This window comes from Nocardia sp. (assembly GCF_025465275.1).
Taxonomy (GTDB): domain Bacteria; phylum Actinomycetota; class Actinomycetes; order Mycobacteriales; family Mycobacteriaceae; genus Nocardia.
On the sequence record NZ_JAODNK010000012.1, the window covers coordinates 17,480 to 36,542 of the forward strand.

The window sequence follows — 19,063 nt, forward strand, 5'->3', positions numbered from 1 at the left end:
GCGCGATTCGGGCGGTGCGCGCATGACCCGTACAGCTCGTGTACGGCCCACCCGCACCAGGCGTCCCCGCGTCCCCACGCTGCCACAGCTGCTCTCGGCCGCGGTCGAGGCCAACCCGACCGGGGTCGCCCTCGTCCTGGCCGATGCCGCGCAGGCATATGCGCAGCTCAGCTATGCCGAGCTCGATGAGCGCTCGACCCGGTTGGCGCGGCTGCTGATCGACCGGGGTGTGGGGCCCGAGGACCTGGTGGCCCTCGCGATCCCGCGGTCGGTCGAGTCGGTGCTCGCCATCTGGGCAGTCGCCAAGACTGGTGCCGGATTCGTCCCGGTCGATCCGAACTACCCGGCCGACCGGGTGCTGCACATGGTCACCGATTCGCAGGCGGTCCTGGGTCTGACCGTCGGCGGCCGCGGCGCGGAGCTGCCGGACGCGGTGACCTGGCTGGAACTGGACACCGACGAACTCGCCGAGCTCACCCAGGGCTACCCGGCGGAACCGGTGACCAATGCCGACCGGGTCCGGCCGCTGCGGGCCGAACATCCGGCGTACACGATCTACACCTCGGGGTCGACCGGCCTGCCCAAGGGCGTGGTCGTCTCGCATACGGGTCTGTCCGGCGTGACCGAGGAGCTGCGCGAGCGGTTCCGGGTCACGCCCGAGTCCCGGGTGCTGCAGGTGGCGTCACCCTCGTTCGACGCCTCGCTCTACGAGCAGCTCATCGCGCTCGGGTCGGCGGCCACCTTGGTCGTGGCCACGCCGGAGGTCTTCGGCGGCGAGGACCTGGGTGCGCTGCTGGCCCGGGAGTCGGTCAGCCATGCGGTGATCACCCCGTCGGTGCTGGCGTCCATGGACCCGAACGGGCTGGACGAATTGCGCATCGTGGTGGCCGTCGGTGAGGCCTGCCCGCCCGAAGTGGTGCGGCGCTGGGTGACTCCGATCGCCGAGGGCGAGCGGCTGCTGCTCAATGGTTACGGACCCACCGAGACCACCATCTGGACCAATAGCGCCGAGTTGTCGCCGGAGCGCCCGGTGACCATCGGCACGCCCATTCGCAGTGCGGTCGAGTACGTGCTGGACGAGCGGCTGCGGCCGGTCGCCCCGGGTGTGGCGGGCGAACTGTATGTGGCGGGCGTACTGCTGGCGCGTGGTTACCATCGGCGACCCGGGCTCACCGCGACCAGGTTCGTGGCGAACCCGTTCGACGACAATGGTTCCCGGCTGTACCGCACCGGCGACCTGGTGCGCTGGACCACTGCCGGTGAGTTGGAATACCTGGGGCGCAATGACTTCCAGGTGAAGATTCGCGGGCTCCGGATCGAGCTCGGGGAGATCGACGCCGTGCTCGCCGGCCACGAGTCCGTCGATTTCGCGGTGACCGTCGGTCACGAGGTGCAGGACCGCGCAACGGTTCTGGTCTCCTATGTGCACGCCGCTCCCGGCGTCACCGTGGATGTGGCCGAGCTGACGGCGCTGGCCGAGAGCACGCTGCCGCCGCATATGGTGCCCGCCGGGATCACGGTGCTCGACGAGATCCCGCTGACACCCGTCGGCAAACTCGATCGCGCGGCGCTGCCCGCACCGGAACTGACGGTCACCGCCTATCGGGCTCCGGAAACACCTGCGCAGCAACTGATCTCGGATATCTTCGCCGAGGTGCTCCGGGTCGGCCAGGTCGGTCTGGACGACGATTTCTTCGCCCTGGGCGTCGACAGCATCACCTCCATTCAGATCGTCTCCCGGGCGCGGGCGCAGGGCGTGGCGTTCAAGGCCAAGGACGTCTTCGCCGCGCGCACCGTGGCCGGGCTGGCGGAGCTCGCCGAATCGGTGGCGCCGGGTTCCGGCGAACTGGAGCTGTCCACCGGTCCGCTGGTGCAGATCAGCGCCGCGGATCGCGAACGGCTGCAAGAGATCTACCCGGCCATGTCCGATGTCTGGCCGCTCACCCCGCTGCAGTCGGGCATGCTCTTCCACGCGCTGCTGGCCGAATCGTCGGTCGATGCGTACATGGTGCAGTTCACCGTCGAGCTCGGCGGTGAACTCGATATTCCGCGACTGCGCGCTGCCGCACAGGCCATGCTGGACCGGCATGTGAACCTGCGTGTCGCCTTCGCGGAGGACTCCGCCGGCAATCCGCTCCAGGTGGTCGTCGACGATCTCGAAGTGCCTTGGCGCTATATGGATCTCGGCGATCGCGAGCCGGGTGCCGCGCCCGCGCGCACCGACTGGCTGATGGCCGCCGAAATGAGCGGCCACTTCGATATGCGGTCCGCCCCGCTGCTGCGGTTCACCCTGGTGCGCACCGCTCCGGAGCGGTATCAGCTGTTCGTCACCAGCCACCACATTCTGCTCGACGGCTGGTCGCTGCCGCTGCTCATGCAGGACATGCTGGCGTTCTACGCGCTCGGCGGGGATCCGGCGCTGCTGCCGCCGGTGCGGTCCTACCGGGACTACCTGGCCTGGCTGGCCGGCCAGGATCGCGAAGCCGCGCGGGCCGCGTGGCGGGAGGCGCTCGCCGGATTCACCGAGCCGTCGCCGCTCGCGCCGGTCGATCGGTCGCGCGAAATCTCTGCGGGCATAGGCGAATTGGGCTTCGAGCTGTCCGCCGCGAATACCGCCGCGCTGAGTACGGTGGCCGCCGAAAGCGGTGTCACGGTGAACACCATCGTGCAGGCGGCGTGGGGTCTGCTCATCGGGCGCAGCACCGATCGTGACGACGTGGTCTTCGGTGCGACCGTCTCCGGCCGCCCGCCGCAGCTGGCCGGTATCGAGACCATGGTCGGCCTGTTCCTCAATGCTATTCCGGTGCGGGTGCGGCTGGATGCCGCCGACACCCTCGCCGATGTCCTGCGGCAGTTGCAGGACGAGCAGGCGGCATTGCTGGACCACCACTACCTCGGCCTCGGCGAAATCCAGGAAATCACCGGCATAGACGGGATTTTCGATTCGCTGGTGGTGTTCGCCTCCTTCCCGGTCGACGATGCGGCTCTGGACGAAGCGGCCGCACCCATCGAGGGCGTGGGCCTGCTCGGCACCTCGGCGGCCAATGGCACGCACTACCCGGTCACCGTCATGGTGATGCCGGGCAAGACGCTGCGGGTCAATCTCAAGTACCTGCGCGATCTGTTCGACAACACGGCCGCGGAGGCGCTCGCGGAGCGGCTCGAGTTGCTGCTGGGCCGATTCGGCGCCGAACCGCAGGCGCGGGTCGCCGATGTGGACGCGCTGATCGACAGCGAGCGTGTGGCACTCGAGACCGTCAATGCCACCGAAGTGGATGAGCTGCTCGATGATTCGACGCTGCTGACGCTGTTCGACGCCCAGGCGGCACGCACGCCCGATGCGCTCGCGGTGATGTTCGGTGACACCACGCTGACCTATGCGGAGCTCGACGCGCGGTCGCGGCGGCTGGCGCAGGAGCTCACGCTGCGCGGCGTCGGACCGGAGACGCGGGTCGCGGTCGCCATGCGGCGCAGCATCGATCTGGTTGTCGCCCTCTACGCCGTGCTGCGTTCCGGCGGCGCGTACGTGCCGGTCGATCCGGACCATCCGGCCGAGCGTAATGAATATGTGCTGGCCGGTGCGGCCCCGGTGTGTGTGCTGACCCGCGGTGACGATTCGTTCGAAACCGCTTCGGGTGTACCGCTTTTCTTTGTAGAAGCCGTGGCGGGTGCCGCCGATATCGAGTACTTCGATCAGGCTGCTGTGCGGCCGGACAATGCGGCGTACGTCATTTACACCTCCGGTTCCACCGGTCGTCCCAAGGGCGTGGTGATCACCCACCGGCAGATGGCCAACCAGTTCCGCTGGGCCCAGCGCACCTACCCGCACGGTGCGGGCGACGTGGTGCTGCACAAGACGCCGATCACCTTCGACATCTCCACGTGGGAGTTGTTCTGGCCGTTGCAGACCGGCGCCGCGGTGGTCATCGCGGAGCCGGACGGGCACCGCGACCCGGCCTACATCGCGCGCATGATCGCCGACTACGGCGTCACCTCGGTGCATTTCGTGCCGTCCATGCTCGAGGCGTACCTCGACGGGGTGGCCACTTCGGCGGTGCCCGCTTCGGCGCAGCTGCGCTGGGTGTTCGCGGCCGGTGAGGCGCTGTCCGCCGAGACCGCCACCAAGTTCGGTGCGGCGCTGCCGGATACGGCACTGGTCAACTGGTACGGCCCGGCCGAGGCGACCGTGGTCACCGCGCATCCCGCGGACCGATCAGCGGGCGTCGCGGTGCCGATCGGCAGCCCGGTCGCCAATACCCGTGTGCACGTACTGGATCGGCAATTGCAGCCGGTGCCGTTCGGTGCGGCCGGTGAGTTGTATGTGGCCGGTGCGCAATTGGCGCGCGGCTATCTCGGTGCGCCCGCGCTGACGGCGGAACGGTTCGTCGCGCACGAAGCCGGGCAGCGGTTGTACCGCACCGGCGATGTGGTGCGCTGGGTGGCCGATCCCGCCGTCGAGGGTCATGCGCTGGAGTACCTGGGCCGCGGTGACTTCCAGGTGAAGCTGCGCGGTCAGCGCGTCGAGCTCGGCGAGATCGAGACGGTGCTGCTGAGTCACGACGCGGTGCATCGTGCCGCGGTATCGCTGGTGCGGGGTGCGACGGGCGATCGACTTGTGGCCTACGTGGTGCTCGAATCCGGTGCGCGAGTGGGTGATGCCGCGCTGCTGGCGCATGCCCGCGCGGCGCTGCCGTCGTACATGGTGCCGGCCACCGTGGTGCGGCTCGATGCCATGCCGCTCAATGCCAGCGGCAAGCTGGACCGTAAAGCCCTGCCGATTCCCGAGTTCCAGGCGCGGGCCTACCGGGCTCCGTCCACCACCGCCGAACGGACCGTCGCCGAGGTGTTCGCCTCCGTCCTCGGTGCGGAACGGGTCGGCGCGGACGACGATTTCTTCGAACTCGGCGGCAATTCGCTCAGCGCCACCCAGGTGGTGGCCCGGCTGGGCGCCGCCATCGGCGCCCGGGTGCCGGTGCGGGCGCTCTTCGATTCGCCGACCGTGGCGGAACTCGCCGGCACCCTCGGCGAGCACGTCGGCGCACTCATCGCACCGCTGCGCGCGATGCAGCGGCCGGAACAGATTCCGCTGTCCTACGCCCAGCAGCGCATGTGGTTCCTGAACCGCTTCGATACCGCCTCGGCGACCTACAACCTGCCCACCGCGCTGCGCATCACCGGGCCGCTCGACGTGCCCGCACTGCGCGCCGCCGTGCGCGATCTGGTGGAGCGGCACGAGGTGCTGCGCACCATCTACCCGGAGCAGGACGGTGTCGGGCACCAGGTGGTGCTGTCCGGCGACGATCCCGAGGCCATGCCCTCGCTGCCGATGGTGGATGCCACCGAGGCGAATCTTGTTGCCGCCGTGGCCGTGGCCGCCATTGCCGGTTTCGATGTGACCACCGCACCGCCGCTGCGCCTGCGCCTGCTGCGCCTGGCCGCCGACGATCACGTGCTGGTGTGCGTGGTCCACCACATCGCCGGTGACGGCTTCTCCGCCGGACCGCTCACCCGCGACCTCATGACCGCGTACCTGAGCCGCCTGCAGAGCCGGGAACCGGAGTGGACGCCGCTGTCGGTGCAGTACGCCGATTACGCGCTGTGGCAGCGCGAAATCCTCGGCGCGGAAAGCGATCCCGACTCACTGCTGACCAGGCAGCTGGACCACTGGCGCACCGCGCTGGCGGGGTTGCCGGATCAGCTGGAACTGCCGGGTGACCGCCCGCGCCCCGCGGTGGCCTCCGGCCGCGGCGCCACCCTGGTCTTCGAGATCGACGCGATCGTGCACGCCGGACTGCACAAGGTGGCGCAGGACCACAACGCCACGCTGTTCATGGTCGTGCACGCGGCCTTCGCGGCCCTGCTGGCGCGACTGTCGGGCACCGGTGACATCGCCATCGGCGCGCCGGTCGCCGGGCGCGGTGACGCCGCCCTCGACGACCTCATCGGCATGTTCGTCAATACGCTGGTGCTGCGCGCCGAGATCGATCCGGCCGCCTCCTTCGGCGAACTGCTGAATACGGTGCGCGACAGCGATATCGCCGCCTTCGGTCATGCCGATGTGCCGTTCGAGCGCCTGGTCGAGGTGCTGGACCCGGCCCGTTCGCAGGCTCGGCATCCGCTGTTCCAGACCATGCTGACCTTCCAGAACCTGGCCACTTCCGAACTGGAACTGTCCGGCGTCTCGGTCTCCGCGGTGGAACTGGATGTGCCGCTGGCCAAGTTCGATCTGCAACTGACCGTCGGTGAACGCACCGATGCCGACGGCACGCCGCAGGGCATGACCGGGCTGTTCACCTATGCCACCGATCTTTTCGACGAGGCGACGGTGCAGCACTTCGCCGATCGCTTCCGGCGGATTCTGGTCGCGGTCACGGCCGATGCGACCCGGGTGGTCGGCGATATCGACGTGCTCGGCTTCGACGAGCGCCGCAAGGTGCTCACCGACTGGAACGACACGGCGCTGGAACTGCCTGCCGGACAGTTGTTCTCGCAGTTCGAAGCCCGTGCCGTGCGGACACCGGACGCCGCGGCGCTGCGCTTCCAGGGCAGGGAACTGTCCTACGATGAACTGGCGTCGCGGGTGCATCGCCTGGCGCGGCACCTGATCACCGCGGGTGTGGGGCCGGAATCGCTGGTGGCGCTGGGTATTCGGCGCTCAGTGGACCTGGTCGTCGCCATCTATGCCGTGCTGGAGGCCGGTGGCGCCTATGTGCCGCTGGATCTGGATCAGCCAGCCGATCGCCTCGAGCACGTTCTCGAAACGGCGCGGCCCGCGTGGGTACTCACCACGCGGAGTGATGATTTCGGGTACGACGGCCCGGTGGCGGTCATCGACGCGATCGAGCTGTCGGGCTACTCCGACGCCCCGATCCAGGATGCCGAGCGCCTCGCGCCGCTGCACGGTGCGAATACCGCGTACGTCATCTTCACCTCCGGCTCGACCGGACGGCCCAAGGGTGTAGCGGTGTCGCATGCCGCCGCGGTGAACCAGGTCAGCTGGATCACCAGCGAATACGCGATCGATGCCGATGACGCGGTGCTGCTCAAGACCCCGGCCACCTTCGATGTGTCGGTCTGGGAGCTCTTCGGCCCGCTCGCCGTCGGCGCCCGCCTGGTGATCGCCACGCCCGACGGGCACCGTGATCCGGCGTACCTGGCCGAGGTGATCGCCGCCGAGCGCATCACCATGACCTCGTTCGTGCCGTCCATGCTGAGCGCCTTCACCGAGAGCGCGAACCCGGCGGCGCTCACCTCGCTGCGGACACTGCTGGTCGCGGGTGAGGCGTTCACCGGCGATGCGGTCGCCGCCTTCCGCCGGATCTCCGGCGCGGAACTGCATAATCTCTACGGCCCCACCGAATTCACCGTGCACGCGACCTATGCCGCTGTCGGCGAACAGGTTTCGGGTGCGGTGCCGATCGGCGCGCCGGTATGGAACGCGCAGACATATGTGCTCGACGCGCGGCTGCATCCGGTCGCGCCGGGTATGGCGGGGGAGCTGTATCTGGCCGGTGCGCAGCTGGCGCGCGGTTATTACGGTCGCGCCGACCTGACCGCGGACCGGTTCGTGGCCGATCCGTTCGGGGTGCGCGGAGCGCGCATGTACCGCACCGGTGACCTGGTGCGGTGGACCGATCGTGGTCAGCTGGTGTACCTGGGCCGCACCGACTTCCAGGTGAAGTTGCGCGGCCTGCGGATCGAGCTCGGCGAGATCGAAGCGGCGCTCACGGCGCAGGATGCCATCGCACGCGCGGTGGTGGTGCTGCGCGGTGACGAGCGGCTCGGTGATCAGCTGGTCGGCTACGTTGTGCCCGTCGCCGGGCGCACGGTTGATGTCGCCGAGCTGAAAATCGCACTCGCGGAACGGCTTCCGGGGTATATGGTGCCTGCCGCGTTCGTGGTGCTCGACGATTTCCCGGTGAACCCTTCCGGCAAGCTGGATCGACGGGCGCTGCCCGCGCCGGACTTCGCGGCCGCGCACGAGTTCCGGGCTCCGGTCACCGAGGCCGAGCAGACCGTGGCGGAGGTATACGCCCAGGTGCTCGGGCTCGAGCGGGTCGGTCTGGACGACGACTTCTTCGCGCTCGGCGGCAATTCGCTGGTCGCCACCCGGGTCGTCGCACGCGTGAACGCCGCGCTCGATACCGATCTCGGGGTGCGGGACCTGTTCGAAGTGCCGTCGGTTGCCGCACTCGCACAGCGGGTTTCGGGTTCCGAGGCGGCGGCGCCGCGCCCCAGGCTGGTGGCGCGGCCGCGTCCCGAACAGGTGCCGCTGTCCCTCGCCCAGCAGCGCATGTGGTTCCTCAACCAGTTCGATCCCACCTCCTCGGCCTACAACCTGCCGATCGCGCTGCGGCTCACCGGCGCACTCGATACCGAGGCGCTGCAGCAGGCCGTCGCGGATCTGGTGGAGCGGCACGAAACGCTGCGGACCATTTACCCCGAGACCGGGGGCACGGCGCATCAGGTGGTCCTGCCCGCCGAACAGGCGGTGCCACAGCTGGCACCCGAGCTCATCGGCGTCGACGCGGTGGCCGAGCGGGTGGGTGCACTGCTCACCGCCGGGTTCGAGGTGACGCGCGATACTCCGTTGCGGGTCAAGCTCTTCCGCCTGGATGTCGCCGACACGATCGAGCACGTACTGGTGGTGATCACGCATCACATCAGCTCGGACGGCTGGTCCCTGGGGCCGCTGGCCCGGGATCTGGTCATGGCCTATATGGCGCGCTCGGCGCATGCCGCGCCGGACTGGACGCCGCTGCCGGTGCAGTACGCCGACTACGCGCTGTGGCAGCGCGAACTGCTCGGATCCGAGGACGATCCGGACAGCCTGATCTCGCGGCAGACCGCCTACTGGCGGACCGAACTCGCCGGACTGCCCGACGAATTGAACCTGCCCGCCGATCGGCCGCGCCCGCCGGTGCAGTCCTTCCGTGGCGGCAGTGTGCAATTCGCGATCGACGACGCGACGCACGAGGGTTTGCAGCGGATCGCCCGGGAGCAGCACGCCACGCTGTTCATGGTGGTGCACGCCGCGCTGGCCGTATTCCTGGCCCGGCTGTCCGGGACCGACGACATTGCCGTCGGCACGCCCGTCGCCGGTCGCGGCGCGGCCGAGCTGGACGACGTCATCGGCATGTTCGTGAATACGCTCGTGCTGCGCAGCCAGGTATCCGGCGAACTGCGCTTCGATGAGCTGCTGGCCCGCACCAAGGACGCCGATCTGCGCGCCTTCGCACACGCCGAGGTGCCGTTCGAGCGCTTGGTGGATCTGCTCAATCCGGAGCGCTCCACCGCCCGCAATCCTTTGTTCCAGGTCATGCTGGCCTTCCAGAACCTGCCGGACAATGATGTCGACCTGCCCGAACTGCGCATCGCCGCACTGGAATCCGAGGTCGAGACCTCGCAGTTCGATCTGTCGCTGACCGTGAGCAGCAGCGAGTCGGCGGGCCTGCAGGCGGCCTTCACCTTCGCGCACGACCTGTTCGACTACGCGACCATCGGAGTCTTCGCCGACCGCTTCCAGCGGTTGCTCGCCGCCATTGTCGCTAGCCCCGAGACGCCTGTCGGCGATCTGACGCTGCTCGGCGGCGAGGAATACCAGCTGCTCACCCACGTGCACGGCGATGAGGTCATGGCGACCGGGCTGCTGCCCGATCTGCTGACCGCCGGTCTGCGCCTGGGCCGGGACCGAATCGCGGTGCGCTACCGCGGGCACTCCATCACCTACGGCGAGCTGGACGATTACTCGTCGCAACTCGCGCGAGTGCTCATCGAGCGCGGCGTCGGGCCGGAAAAGCTTGTCGCCGTGGCCTTCCCGCGTTCGTTCGAGACGGTCGCGGCCGTGCTCGCCGTCGCCAAGGCGGGCGGTGCGCATGTACCGATCGACCCGACCTATCCGGCGGATCGGGTGCGGCACATGGTGATCGACTCCGGCGCCATTATCGGCATCACGGGTAAGGCCCATCTGGACGGCCTGCCCGATACGCTCGAGTGGCTGTGCCTGGACGATCCGGCGACCGATCAACAGTGCGTCGACCACTCGGCCGCACCCGTGACCGACGCGGATCGCCTTGCGCCACTGCGCATGCAGCATCCGGCGTACGTCATCTACACCTCCGGGTCCACCGGTATGCCCAAGGGCGTCACCGTCACCCACGCCGGTGTGGGCGGACTCGCCGACTACGCGGTGGCCCGGTACGAACTCGACCCCGGGCACCGGATGCTGCACAACTGCTCGCCCAGCTTCGATCCGTCGGTGCTGGAATGGGTGTGCGCCTTCTACATCGGCGCGACCCTGGTGATCGTGCCCAAGGAGATCTTGGGCGGCGCCGAGCTCGGTGAACTCATGCGCAGTGAGAACGTGACGCACGCGCTGCTCACCCCGGCGGTGCTGAGCACCCTCGATCCGGCCGAACAGCCGCAGCTCGTCATGCTTTCGATCGGCGGCGATGTGACGCCGCCGGAGCTGGTCACCCGCTGGAAGGCGCCGGGCCGGGTCTACCACAATGCCTACGGTCCCACCGAGACCACGATCATCTCCACCTACGCGCAGCTCACGCCGGGCCGCCACATCACCATCGGCACACCGGTGCACGGTATGTCGGCGCTGGTGCTGGACGGCCGCCTGAACCCGGTGCCGCCGGGTGTCACGGGGGAGCTGTACCTGGCCGGTGGCGCGCTCGCGCGAGGCTACCGCAATCGGGCGGGGCTCTCGGCCGAGCGCTTCGTCGCAAATCCTTGGGGCGCAGCGGGATCGCGCATGTACCGCACCGGCGATGTGGTGCGCTGGTACGCCGATCCGGCGGACCGGGGCGGCAATACCGCACTGCCGGATACGAAGTGGGAACTCGACTACGTCGGGCGCTCCGACTTCCAGGTGAAGATTCGCGGCTTCCGCATCGAACTCGGCGAGATCGACGCGGTGCTCGGCGGGCACCCGGATGTCGACTTCGTCATTACGGTCGGGCGCAAGAACAGCGCCGGGGCAACGGTTCTGGTGTCGTACGTGCTCGGCACCGCCCTCGACCCGGAGCAGTTGCAGGCGTACGCCGCGCTGAGCCTGCCGCCGCATATGGTGCCCACCGCCATTGTGGTGCTCGACGAGATTCCGCTCACCCCGGTCGGCAAGCTCGACCGCAAGGCGCTGCCGGAACCCGTACTGCGGCAACGCGAATACCGGGCGCCGTCCACCGCACTGGAGGAGACCATCGCGGCCGCCTTCGCCGAGGTGCTCGAGGTCGAGCGGGTCAGCGTGGACGACGACTTCTTCGCGCTCGGCGGTAATTCGCTGCTGGCCACCCAGATCGTGAGCAAGCTGCGCAAGCAATCCGGCGCCCAGGTCATGGTCGCCTGGTTCTTCGCCGATCCGACCGTCACCGGCCTCGCCACCCGCATCGGCGCGGCGCTGGAGAACAGCCACGACTACGACTCGGCCGCCGACGGCGCGATGGCCGTGGTGCTGCCGATCCGTGCCACCGGCTCCCGGACGCCGCTGTTCTGCGCGCCACCCATGGTCGGAATGTCCTGGTGCTACGCCGGTTTGGTGGGCTTCCTGCCCGCGGATCAGCCGGTGTACGGCCTGCAGTCCCCGGCGCTCACCGAGTCCGACTACCTGCCCGCCTCCCTCGAGGAGGTGGCACGGCGGTACGTCACCGCCATGCGCGACGTGCAGCCGCAGGGCCCGTACCGCCTGCTCGGCTACTCGCTCGGCGGCATTCTGGCCCACGCCATCGCCACCGAACTGCAGGCCGAGGGTCAGCGGGTCGACGTACTCGCCAATCTCGACGCGTATCCCGACGCCGAATTCGCCGACTTCACCGCCGCGGTGCGGGACGAATTCGCGGCGCTCGGCGTCGGCGAGGAAGCCTTCCCCGACGGGGATATGAGCGATCTGAGCGATGAGGCGCTGGCCGCACTGCATGCGGCCATCCCCGCCGACCTCGCGGTCCTCACCGTCGAACGGCTGCGCCGGATCTACCGGGGCGCGGTGCACACCGTCGAACTCGGCGCGCAGTACCGGCCGAAGGTATTCGACGGGCAGATGGACTTGTTCTCGGCCGAGCAGGGGCGCGGCGACGATCACCCGCACTCGCCCGACGACTGGCGGGGCTTCGTCAGCGGATCCATTACCGATCACGTCGTGCCGATCACGCATCAGCTGCTGACCACGGCGGAGGCATATGCCGTCATCGGGCCGCAGCTTGCCGCACTGCTCGAGCGCGAAAGTGCGCCTGCCGCACGCGAAGAAGCCGCAGGCGAAGCGGTCGAGGACGCCGACTGGGCCACCACCCAGGTGCTGCCGATCATCAATTTCGACGCACCGCCCGCAGGACTGAAGCTGCGTGCGGCCGACGAGGCGTACGTGGCCACGGAATCCGACACGGGCGCGGGTTATGACTCGGCCTCGGATTACGTTGCCGCCGACGACTTCCCGGCTGCCGATGCGGAAGCGTTCGTCGACAAGCTCTTCTCCGGCTTCGACACCGGCGAGATCGCCGAATCGACGCCGGGCACCTCTGCCGCCGAAGCAGCCTCGGCCGCAAGGGAAACCGCAGACTCCGCCGCAGGTGCAGGTCCGGATGCCTTCGCCGAGGAAGCGCAGCAGGTTTCGGCCGAGGGATCACGGCGGGTTGCGGGAGGCGGGGCTCGGGACGCCCTCGGCGAGGGATCGCCGGTCGCTGACGACGAGGGATCTCCCGACGCTTATGCCGGAGGATCGGGGGACGCTGTCGTCGGGGGATCGGGGGACGCTGTCGATGCGGCAGCGCAGGAGAGTCCCGATGCGGCAGCGCAGGAGGGTCCCGATGCGGTAGTCCCGGAAGCTGCCGAGCCGGATGCCGCGGCTCCGGCCACGCCGCCGATCATGGGACCGCGACTCACCGCCGTGGGCAAGGTGTCTCCGCTGCCTGCGGGCGCGGTGAGCCTGCTCGAGGTCGAGCCGTCCGGACTCTGGGTCCGCGCGATCACCCTCGATATCGCCGCCGATGTCTCCGGCTCCCGGGTGCGGCGATCGGTGCGCACCCTGCTCGACCGGCACCCCGCACTCTGGTCGCGACTGCGCCGCGACGGCGAAGCGGCCGTCATGGACATTCCGGCACAGGCGAATTCGAGCGATGCCATGGTCTGGCAGCTGGATCCCTCGGTCGAGGCGGTGGGCGATCCCATCGAAGCGGTCATCCACGCCGCCGCGGCGGAGCTGGATCCGGAGAAGGGCCGCAATATTCGGTTCGTGCTCATGGCCGGCGCACAGGCCGACCCGGGCCTCGATCCCGTCGATCGCCCTGCGGCGGTGCTGGTCGCGGTCGCGAACGGGCTGGTGGTGGACGACACCTCGTGGCGCACCATTATCGAAGACCTGACGGCCTCCTGGTCCGGTGGACATGCCACGCCGCCCAGCGCGGACGCGCATCCGGTCGGCATTGCGCAGGGGCTCGCGGACCGCGCGGTCGCCGCCCCGACGGTCATCGAATTGGAGTGGTGGCGCGCCTCTTTGACCTCGGCCACCGAGGGCCGGGATCCGGCGGAGGTGTTCGGCGACAGTGAGGGGCCGATCGCCCGCGGCCGGGTATCGGTCTCCATCACCGGTGAAGGCGCGGCGGCCGTCGATACCGTGGCTCGCCGCTACGACGCCACCATCGACGAGGTGCTGCTCGGTGCGCTCGCCGTCACCCTGCTCGACGACAGCGGCGAATCGGTCCGCCGCGCACTGGGTTCGGTGGTGCAGCTGGTCGCCGACGGCCGGGTGCCGGGCGATCCCGCCGGGCATCGCACCGTGGGCGCGTTCAGCACCCCGTACCCCTTCGCGCTGCGGGTATACGGCGTGGATTTCGAGGAAGTGCGGCGCGGCGGCCAGGCCGCCGGATCGGTGCTCGAGCAGATCCGCGACCGCCGCCGCGACGTGCCCTCGCAGGGTGTCGGCTTCGGTCTGCTGCAGCATCTGAACCCCGACACAGCGGCCGCAATCGCCGGACTTCCGGTGGGTCGCATCGGTTTCCGCTACCGTGATCTGCGACCCGCCCGGGTGTATCCGGAGCCGGTCGCCGACGACCTCTATCTGGACGTCACGGTGGACACCACACAGGACGGTCTCGTCGCCCGCTTCGACTTCGCGGGCGCGGTGCTCGACCTGGAGCAGATCAAGCGACTCGTCGAGGGCTGGGTACAGGCCCTGGGCGGACTCGCCGAGCACGGCCGCGAGACCACTCCGTAACATCGACCGTTATCGCGTCGATTGCATAGGCCGTAGACCGGCACTAACGAACCACAGCGAAGGTGTGAACATTGATTCGTCGACATGTCCGGAACGGGCTTGCGGGTCGCCGGCGCGGTGCACGAGCCGCTGCCTTCCTCGCCGTCACAGCAGTTCTCACCGGCATGGTCGCCGGTGTCGGCGGTCCCACCGCGAGCGCCGACCCGATCATCGACAGCAAGAAGCTGCTCGCCGATCCGGTCGCCCCGGACGGGTCGAAGATCACCAAGGCCGAGATGAAGGACGGCCGGAACATCCGGCTGTACGTGCACTCCGCGGCCATGGACGCGACCTACCCGGTCGATGTGCAGCGCCCGGCCGACGCCACCGTGCCGCAGCCGACGCTCTACCTCCTCAATGGCGCCGGCGGCGGTCAGGACGACGCCTCCTGGGTCAAGAAGACGAATATCGTCAACGGCTTCCTCGCCGACAAGAACGTGAATGTCGTGCAGCCCATCGGCGGCAAGTGGAGCTACTACCAGGACTGGGACACCACCGACCCGACGCTCGGCGTCAACAAGTGGCAGACCTTCTTCACCGATGAGCTGCCCCCGCTGATCGACGCGGCCCTGGGCACCAATGGCGTGAACGCCGTCGCCGGTATCTCCACCTCGGGCACCACCGTGCTGCAGCTGCCCGAGATGCGCCCGGGCCTGTTCAAGGCCGCCGCCGCGTACAGCGGTTGCGCCCAGATGGCCGATCCGGTCGGCCAGGAATTCATGCGCCTCACCGTCGAGACCTGGGGCGGCGGCAAGCTCGAGAACATGCACGGCCCGGCGGATTCGCCGGAATGGGCCGCCAACGATCCGGTCATCAATGCCGAGAAGCTGCGTGGCACTGCCCTTTACATCTCCTCCGGCAGCGGCCTGCCCGGTCAATACGACAGCCTCGACGGGCCGTACGCCCTGCCCGGCCAGTACGGCCTGGCAAACCAGATGATCATCGGCGGCGCCATCGAGGCCGGCACCAACTACTGCAGCCACAACCTGGCGGCCAAGCTGGACTCGCTCGGCATTCCGGCCACCTACAACTTCCGCGCGACCGGCACCCACTCCTGGGGTTACTGGAACGACGAGTTCCTCAACTCCTGGCCGGTGCTGGCCCGGGGCCTCGGAATCTGATTCCCGAACCTGCGGGGCAGCAGCCCCGAACCGTGCACTCGAACGCCCCGGCGAATCAGCCGGGGCGTTCGGCGTTTTCGGGGGCAGTCGAGGCGATCTTCGCCGGGAGCGGGCGTCGATCTTCGGGGGAGTCGCGGCGGGCCGCTGCTATCAGCCTGATCACTTTCTAGAAGGTAGGTCTAAACAAAAAGTTCGGTTAGCCGTAATCTAATGTTGTGAGTACCAGCCTGGCCGATACACGCTCCAAATTCCAGCGAGCGAGATCAGCCACGGTCTTGCTCGGACCAGCTTTCGTCGCCGCCATCGCCTACGTCGATCCGGGCAATGTGGCCTCGAATATCAGCGGTGGCGCACAGTTCGGGTACCTGCTGGTGTGGGTCATCGTGATGGCCAATGCGATGGCCGGGCTGGTGCAATTCCTCTCGGCCAAACTCGGCCTGGTGACCGGCATGTCGCTGCCGGAGGTGGTGCGGGAGCGGGCAAGCCGCGGTGTCCGGCTGGCCTACTGGGGGCAGGCCGAAACCGTCGCCATCGCAACGGATCTCGCGGAGGTGGTCGGCGGCGCCATCGCGCTCAACCTGCTGTTCGGGCTGCCGCTGCTGCTCGGCGGCGTGATCACCGGCGTGGTGTCGCTGGGTCTGCTGGTCGTGCAGAATCGCCGCGGGCAGCAGCCGTTCGAACGCATCATCCTCGGCATGCTCGGCATTATCTCCATCGGATTCATTGCCTCCGTGGTGATTTCGCCGCCCTCCGTTTCGTCGACCATCGGCGGGCTGGTGCCCCGCTTCGACGGCACCGAGAGTGTGCTGCTGGCGGCCGCCATGATCGGCGCGACGGTCATGCCGCACGCGGTGTACCTGCACTCCGGACTGGCCCGCGACCGGCACGGCCAGCCCGAGGCCGGTCCGGCCCGCGCCCGGCTGCTGCGCATCACCCGCTACGACGTCGGGCTGGCCATGCTGCTCGCGGGCGCGGTGAATCTGGCCATGCTGCTCATGGCCGCCAATACGCTGCGCGGGCGGCAGGATGTGGATTCCCTCGAATCCGCCCACGCCGCAGTGCAGGACACGCTCGGACCGGCGGCCGGACTACTGCTCGCCATCGGGCTGCTCGCCTCCGGCCTGGCCTCCACCTCGGTCGGCGCCTATGCGGGGGCCATGATCATGCAGGGGCTGCTGCACCATCGCATCCCGCTGCTCGTCCGCCGCGTGGTGACCCTGATTCCCGCGCTGATCGTGCTCGGACTCGGGGTCGATCCGACTCGGGCGCTGATCATTTCGCAGGTGGTGCTGTCCTTCGGCATCCCGTTCGCACTGATTCCCCTGGTGCGCTTCACCACCGACCGCACCCTCATGGGCGACGACGTGAACGGCCGCCTGATTACAGTGCTCGCCTGGCTCGTGGCCGCCATCATCACAGCCCTGAACATCGCACTCATCTACCTGACCGTCGCCGGAAAGTAGCGGCCTGGCGGCAAGCCCCGTCGTCCCGGCGGACCCTCTCGTCATCCCGGCGTGTTTTCGGCCGGGATCCACAGCCCTACTCCGCGAATATCGCCTTGCGCTTCTGGAGCATGGCGGTCGCACCCTCGGCGAAGTCTGCGCCGCGCAACAACTCAGGCTGACCGATCCCTTCCGCGGCCAGTGCGGCATCGAGTGCCGGGAGAGCCGCCGCGTTCAACGCGCGTTTGGTGAGCTCGATGGCGCGGCGCGGGCCGTGTGCCAGCTTGTTGGCGGCGGCCTCCACCTTCGCATCGAGATCCGCCTCGGCGTAGACGCCGGTGATCAGGCCGCGGCGTTGCGCCTCGGCGCACGGCAGGCGATCGCCCAGCAATGCCATCTCGGCGGCCAGCGGCCGACCGGCGGCAGCCGCGACCATGGCCGCCGCACCTCCGTCCGGCATGAGACCGATATTGATGAAGGCCAGCAGCAGGTAGGCGTCCTCGGAGGCGTAGGTCAGATCGGCGGCCAGCGCGAAGGCTACGCCCACCCCGGCGGCCGCACCCTTCAGCCGGGCGATGACCGGGATCGGCGCGTCCACGATCGCCTTGATCATCCGATTCGCCGCGACCATGGTGTCCTCGGGCGAAATTCCGCGTGCCGCCTCACCGGGGCTGGCCGCCAGATCCGCGCCGGTACAGAAGTCGCCGCCCTCGCCGGTGAGCACGATCACTCGCACTGCGGGATTGTCGTATGCCGAAAGCACCGTCTCGCCGAGCCCCAGCATGGTGTCGTAGTCGATGGCGTTCTTGCGCTTGGGATTGGTGATGGTGACACGCAGTACCCGGCCGTCGAGCACGGCGGTGTAGCCCGGGGTTGTCGCAGTGTTACTCATGGGTGCTCCCGCGTGGTGTGTTCAGCTGTGCGAATTGTGGTTAACTTAGGTGGATTCGTCCGGCACTGTCAACAGCCGGTGCCGCGGAAAAGGAGAAAGTGCATGGTCGCCGATCGCAGCGAGGTGGGACTCGCTTCCGCGCGACCTTCCGGCGAACCGGGACCCCGGCGCCGACCCAAGAATCGCAAGGCCCAGATCGTCGGCGTCGCCGCACGGGCCTTCGCTGAGCGGGGCTATCACCCCGTCGGTGTGGACGAGATCGCCGCCGAGGTCGGCATTTCCGGGCCCGCGCTCTACCGGCACTTCAGCAATAAATACGCCATGCTGGTCGCCGCCGCCGAGATGGGCGCACAGCAATTGCTTGACGCCGCCCAGGCCGCCGACCACCCGGAGCTGGAACCGGAACCGCGACTCACCGCACTGATCCGCGGCATTGCCGAGCACACCATCGACTGCCGCCGCGAGGGCGGACTGTACCGCTGGGAGCGGCGCTATCTGGGGAGCGCGGACCGCGCTCGCATCCGGGTCATCTACGCCGATCTGCACAACACCCTCACCACACCCATCGCCGAGTTGTACCCCGAGGCCGACCCGGCCGACAACAGTCTGCGGGCCGCGGCCGTGCTCAGCGCCATCGGCAGTGTGACCGGACACCGCACCGCGCTCTCCAATGCGAGACTGGTCGGCCTGCTCAATGACATCTGCTGGGACATCCTGCGCGCTGAGCTACCGCCCGCGCCCGCGCCCGCCACCGGCGACCCGATCGTGCGCGGCCTGCCCGTCATCTCCAAACGCGAACAGCTGCTCACCGAGGCCATCCGGATCTTCGGGCGGCAGGGATATCACGAAGCCAGCATCGAAGAGATCGGCGCCGCGGCGGGCATCAACGCCTCCAGCGTCTACCGCTACTTCAGCAGCAAATCCGATCTGCTCGCCGCCGCTTTCCACCGCACCGGCGAACGCGTGGCCATCGCCAATGCCGAAGCGCTGTCGGAGGCCACCAGCCGCGCCGACGCCGCCGTGCGCATTGCCGAGCGCTTCGCCCGCATGACCTTCGCCATGCCGGAGATCCTGCCGGTGTACTTCGCCGAATTCTCCAATCTGCCCGCCTCCGAACAGCATCGACTACGGTCCATCCAGCGCCAGAACGTCCTGGAATGGGCCAACCTGCTCGAAGGCGACCAAATCGAAGCCCGCTTCCGCGTCCACGCCGCCATCGGCCAGGTCATCGACGTCGGCCGCCGCCTCCGCTTCGACTCCCGCCCCCAAAACCTCGCCAGAGTCGGCGCCCTCATGAGCGCCGTCCTCCTCGGCGGCCCGGCCCCCGCTGACGACTGAGCGCCTGCGCGGAAGCTCC

At 68.8% G+C, this 19,063-nt stretch carries 4 protein-coding genes and 1 pseudogene; 4 read left to right on the top strand and 1 reads right to left on the bottom strand.

What is annotated here, in order from left to right; genetic code table 11:
- Positions 1–22 precede the first annotated feature (22 nt).
- The 3 genes and pseudogenes from JWN03_RS03285 to JWN03_RS03295 all read left to right on the top strand — a co-directional run.
- Positions 23–14,212: pseudogene (locus tag JWN03_RS03285) on the top strand (non-ribosomal peptide synthetase); the annotation flags it as partial.
- Between the two features lie 164 nt (positions 14,213–14,376).
- Positions 14,377–15,372, top strand: coding sequence for an alpha/beta hydrolase (locus tag JWN03_RS03290; protein WP_297609579.1), 996 nt, complete (start codon positions 14,377–14,379; stop codon positions 15,370–15,372).
- 215 nt (positions 15,373–15,587) lie between these two features.
- A complete protein-coding gene (locus JWN03_RS03295) occupies positions 15,588–16,835 on the top strand; it encodes an Nramp family divalent metal transporter (RefSeq protein ID WP_297609448.1) in 1,248 nt (415 codons plus the stop codon).
- A gap of 76 nt (positions 16,836–16,911) precedes the next feature.
- Here JWN03_RS03295 and JWN03_RS03300 read toward each other — a convergent pair whose 3' ends face one another.
- Complete coding sequence (locus JWN03_RS03300; RefSeq protein ID WP_297609452.1) at positions 16,912–17,706, bottom strand: enoyl-CoA hydratase-related protein; 795 nt, start codon at positions 17,704–17,706, stop codon at positions 16,912–16,914.
- 102 nt (positions 17,707–17,808) lie between these two features.
- On the opposite strand from JWN03_RS03300, the gene JWN03_RS03305 reads away from it, so the two are divergent.
- Complete coding sequence (locus JWN03_RS03305; protein ID WP_297609455.1) at positions 17,809–19,044, top strand: TetR/AcrR family transcriptional regulator; 1,236 nt, start codon at positions 17,809–17,811, stop codon at positions 19,042–19,044.
- The last annotated feature ends 19 nt before the right edge of the window (positions 19,045–19,063 follow it).

Coding starts and splice junctions, on each gene's coding strand:
- JWN03_RS03290 (WP_297609579.1), top strand. CDS start 14,377: ATGGTCGCCGGTGTCGGCGGTCCCACCGCGAGCGCCGACCCGATCATC.
- JWN03_RS03300 (WP_297609452.1), bottom strand. CDS start 17,706: ATGAGTAACACTGCGACAACCCCGGGCTACACCGCCGTGCTCGACGGC.
- JWN03_RS03305 (WP_297609455.1), top strand. CDS start 17,809: ATGGTCGCCGATCGCAGCGAGGTGGGACTCGCTTCCGCGCGACCTTCC.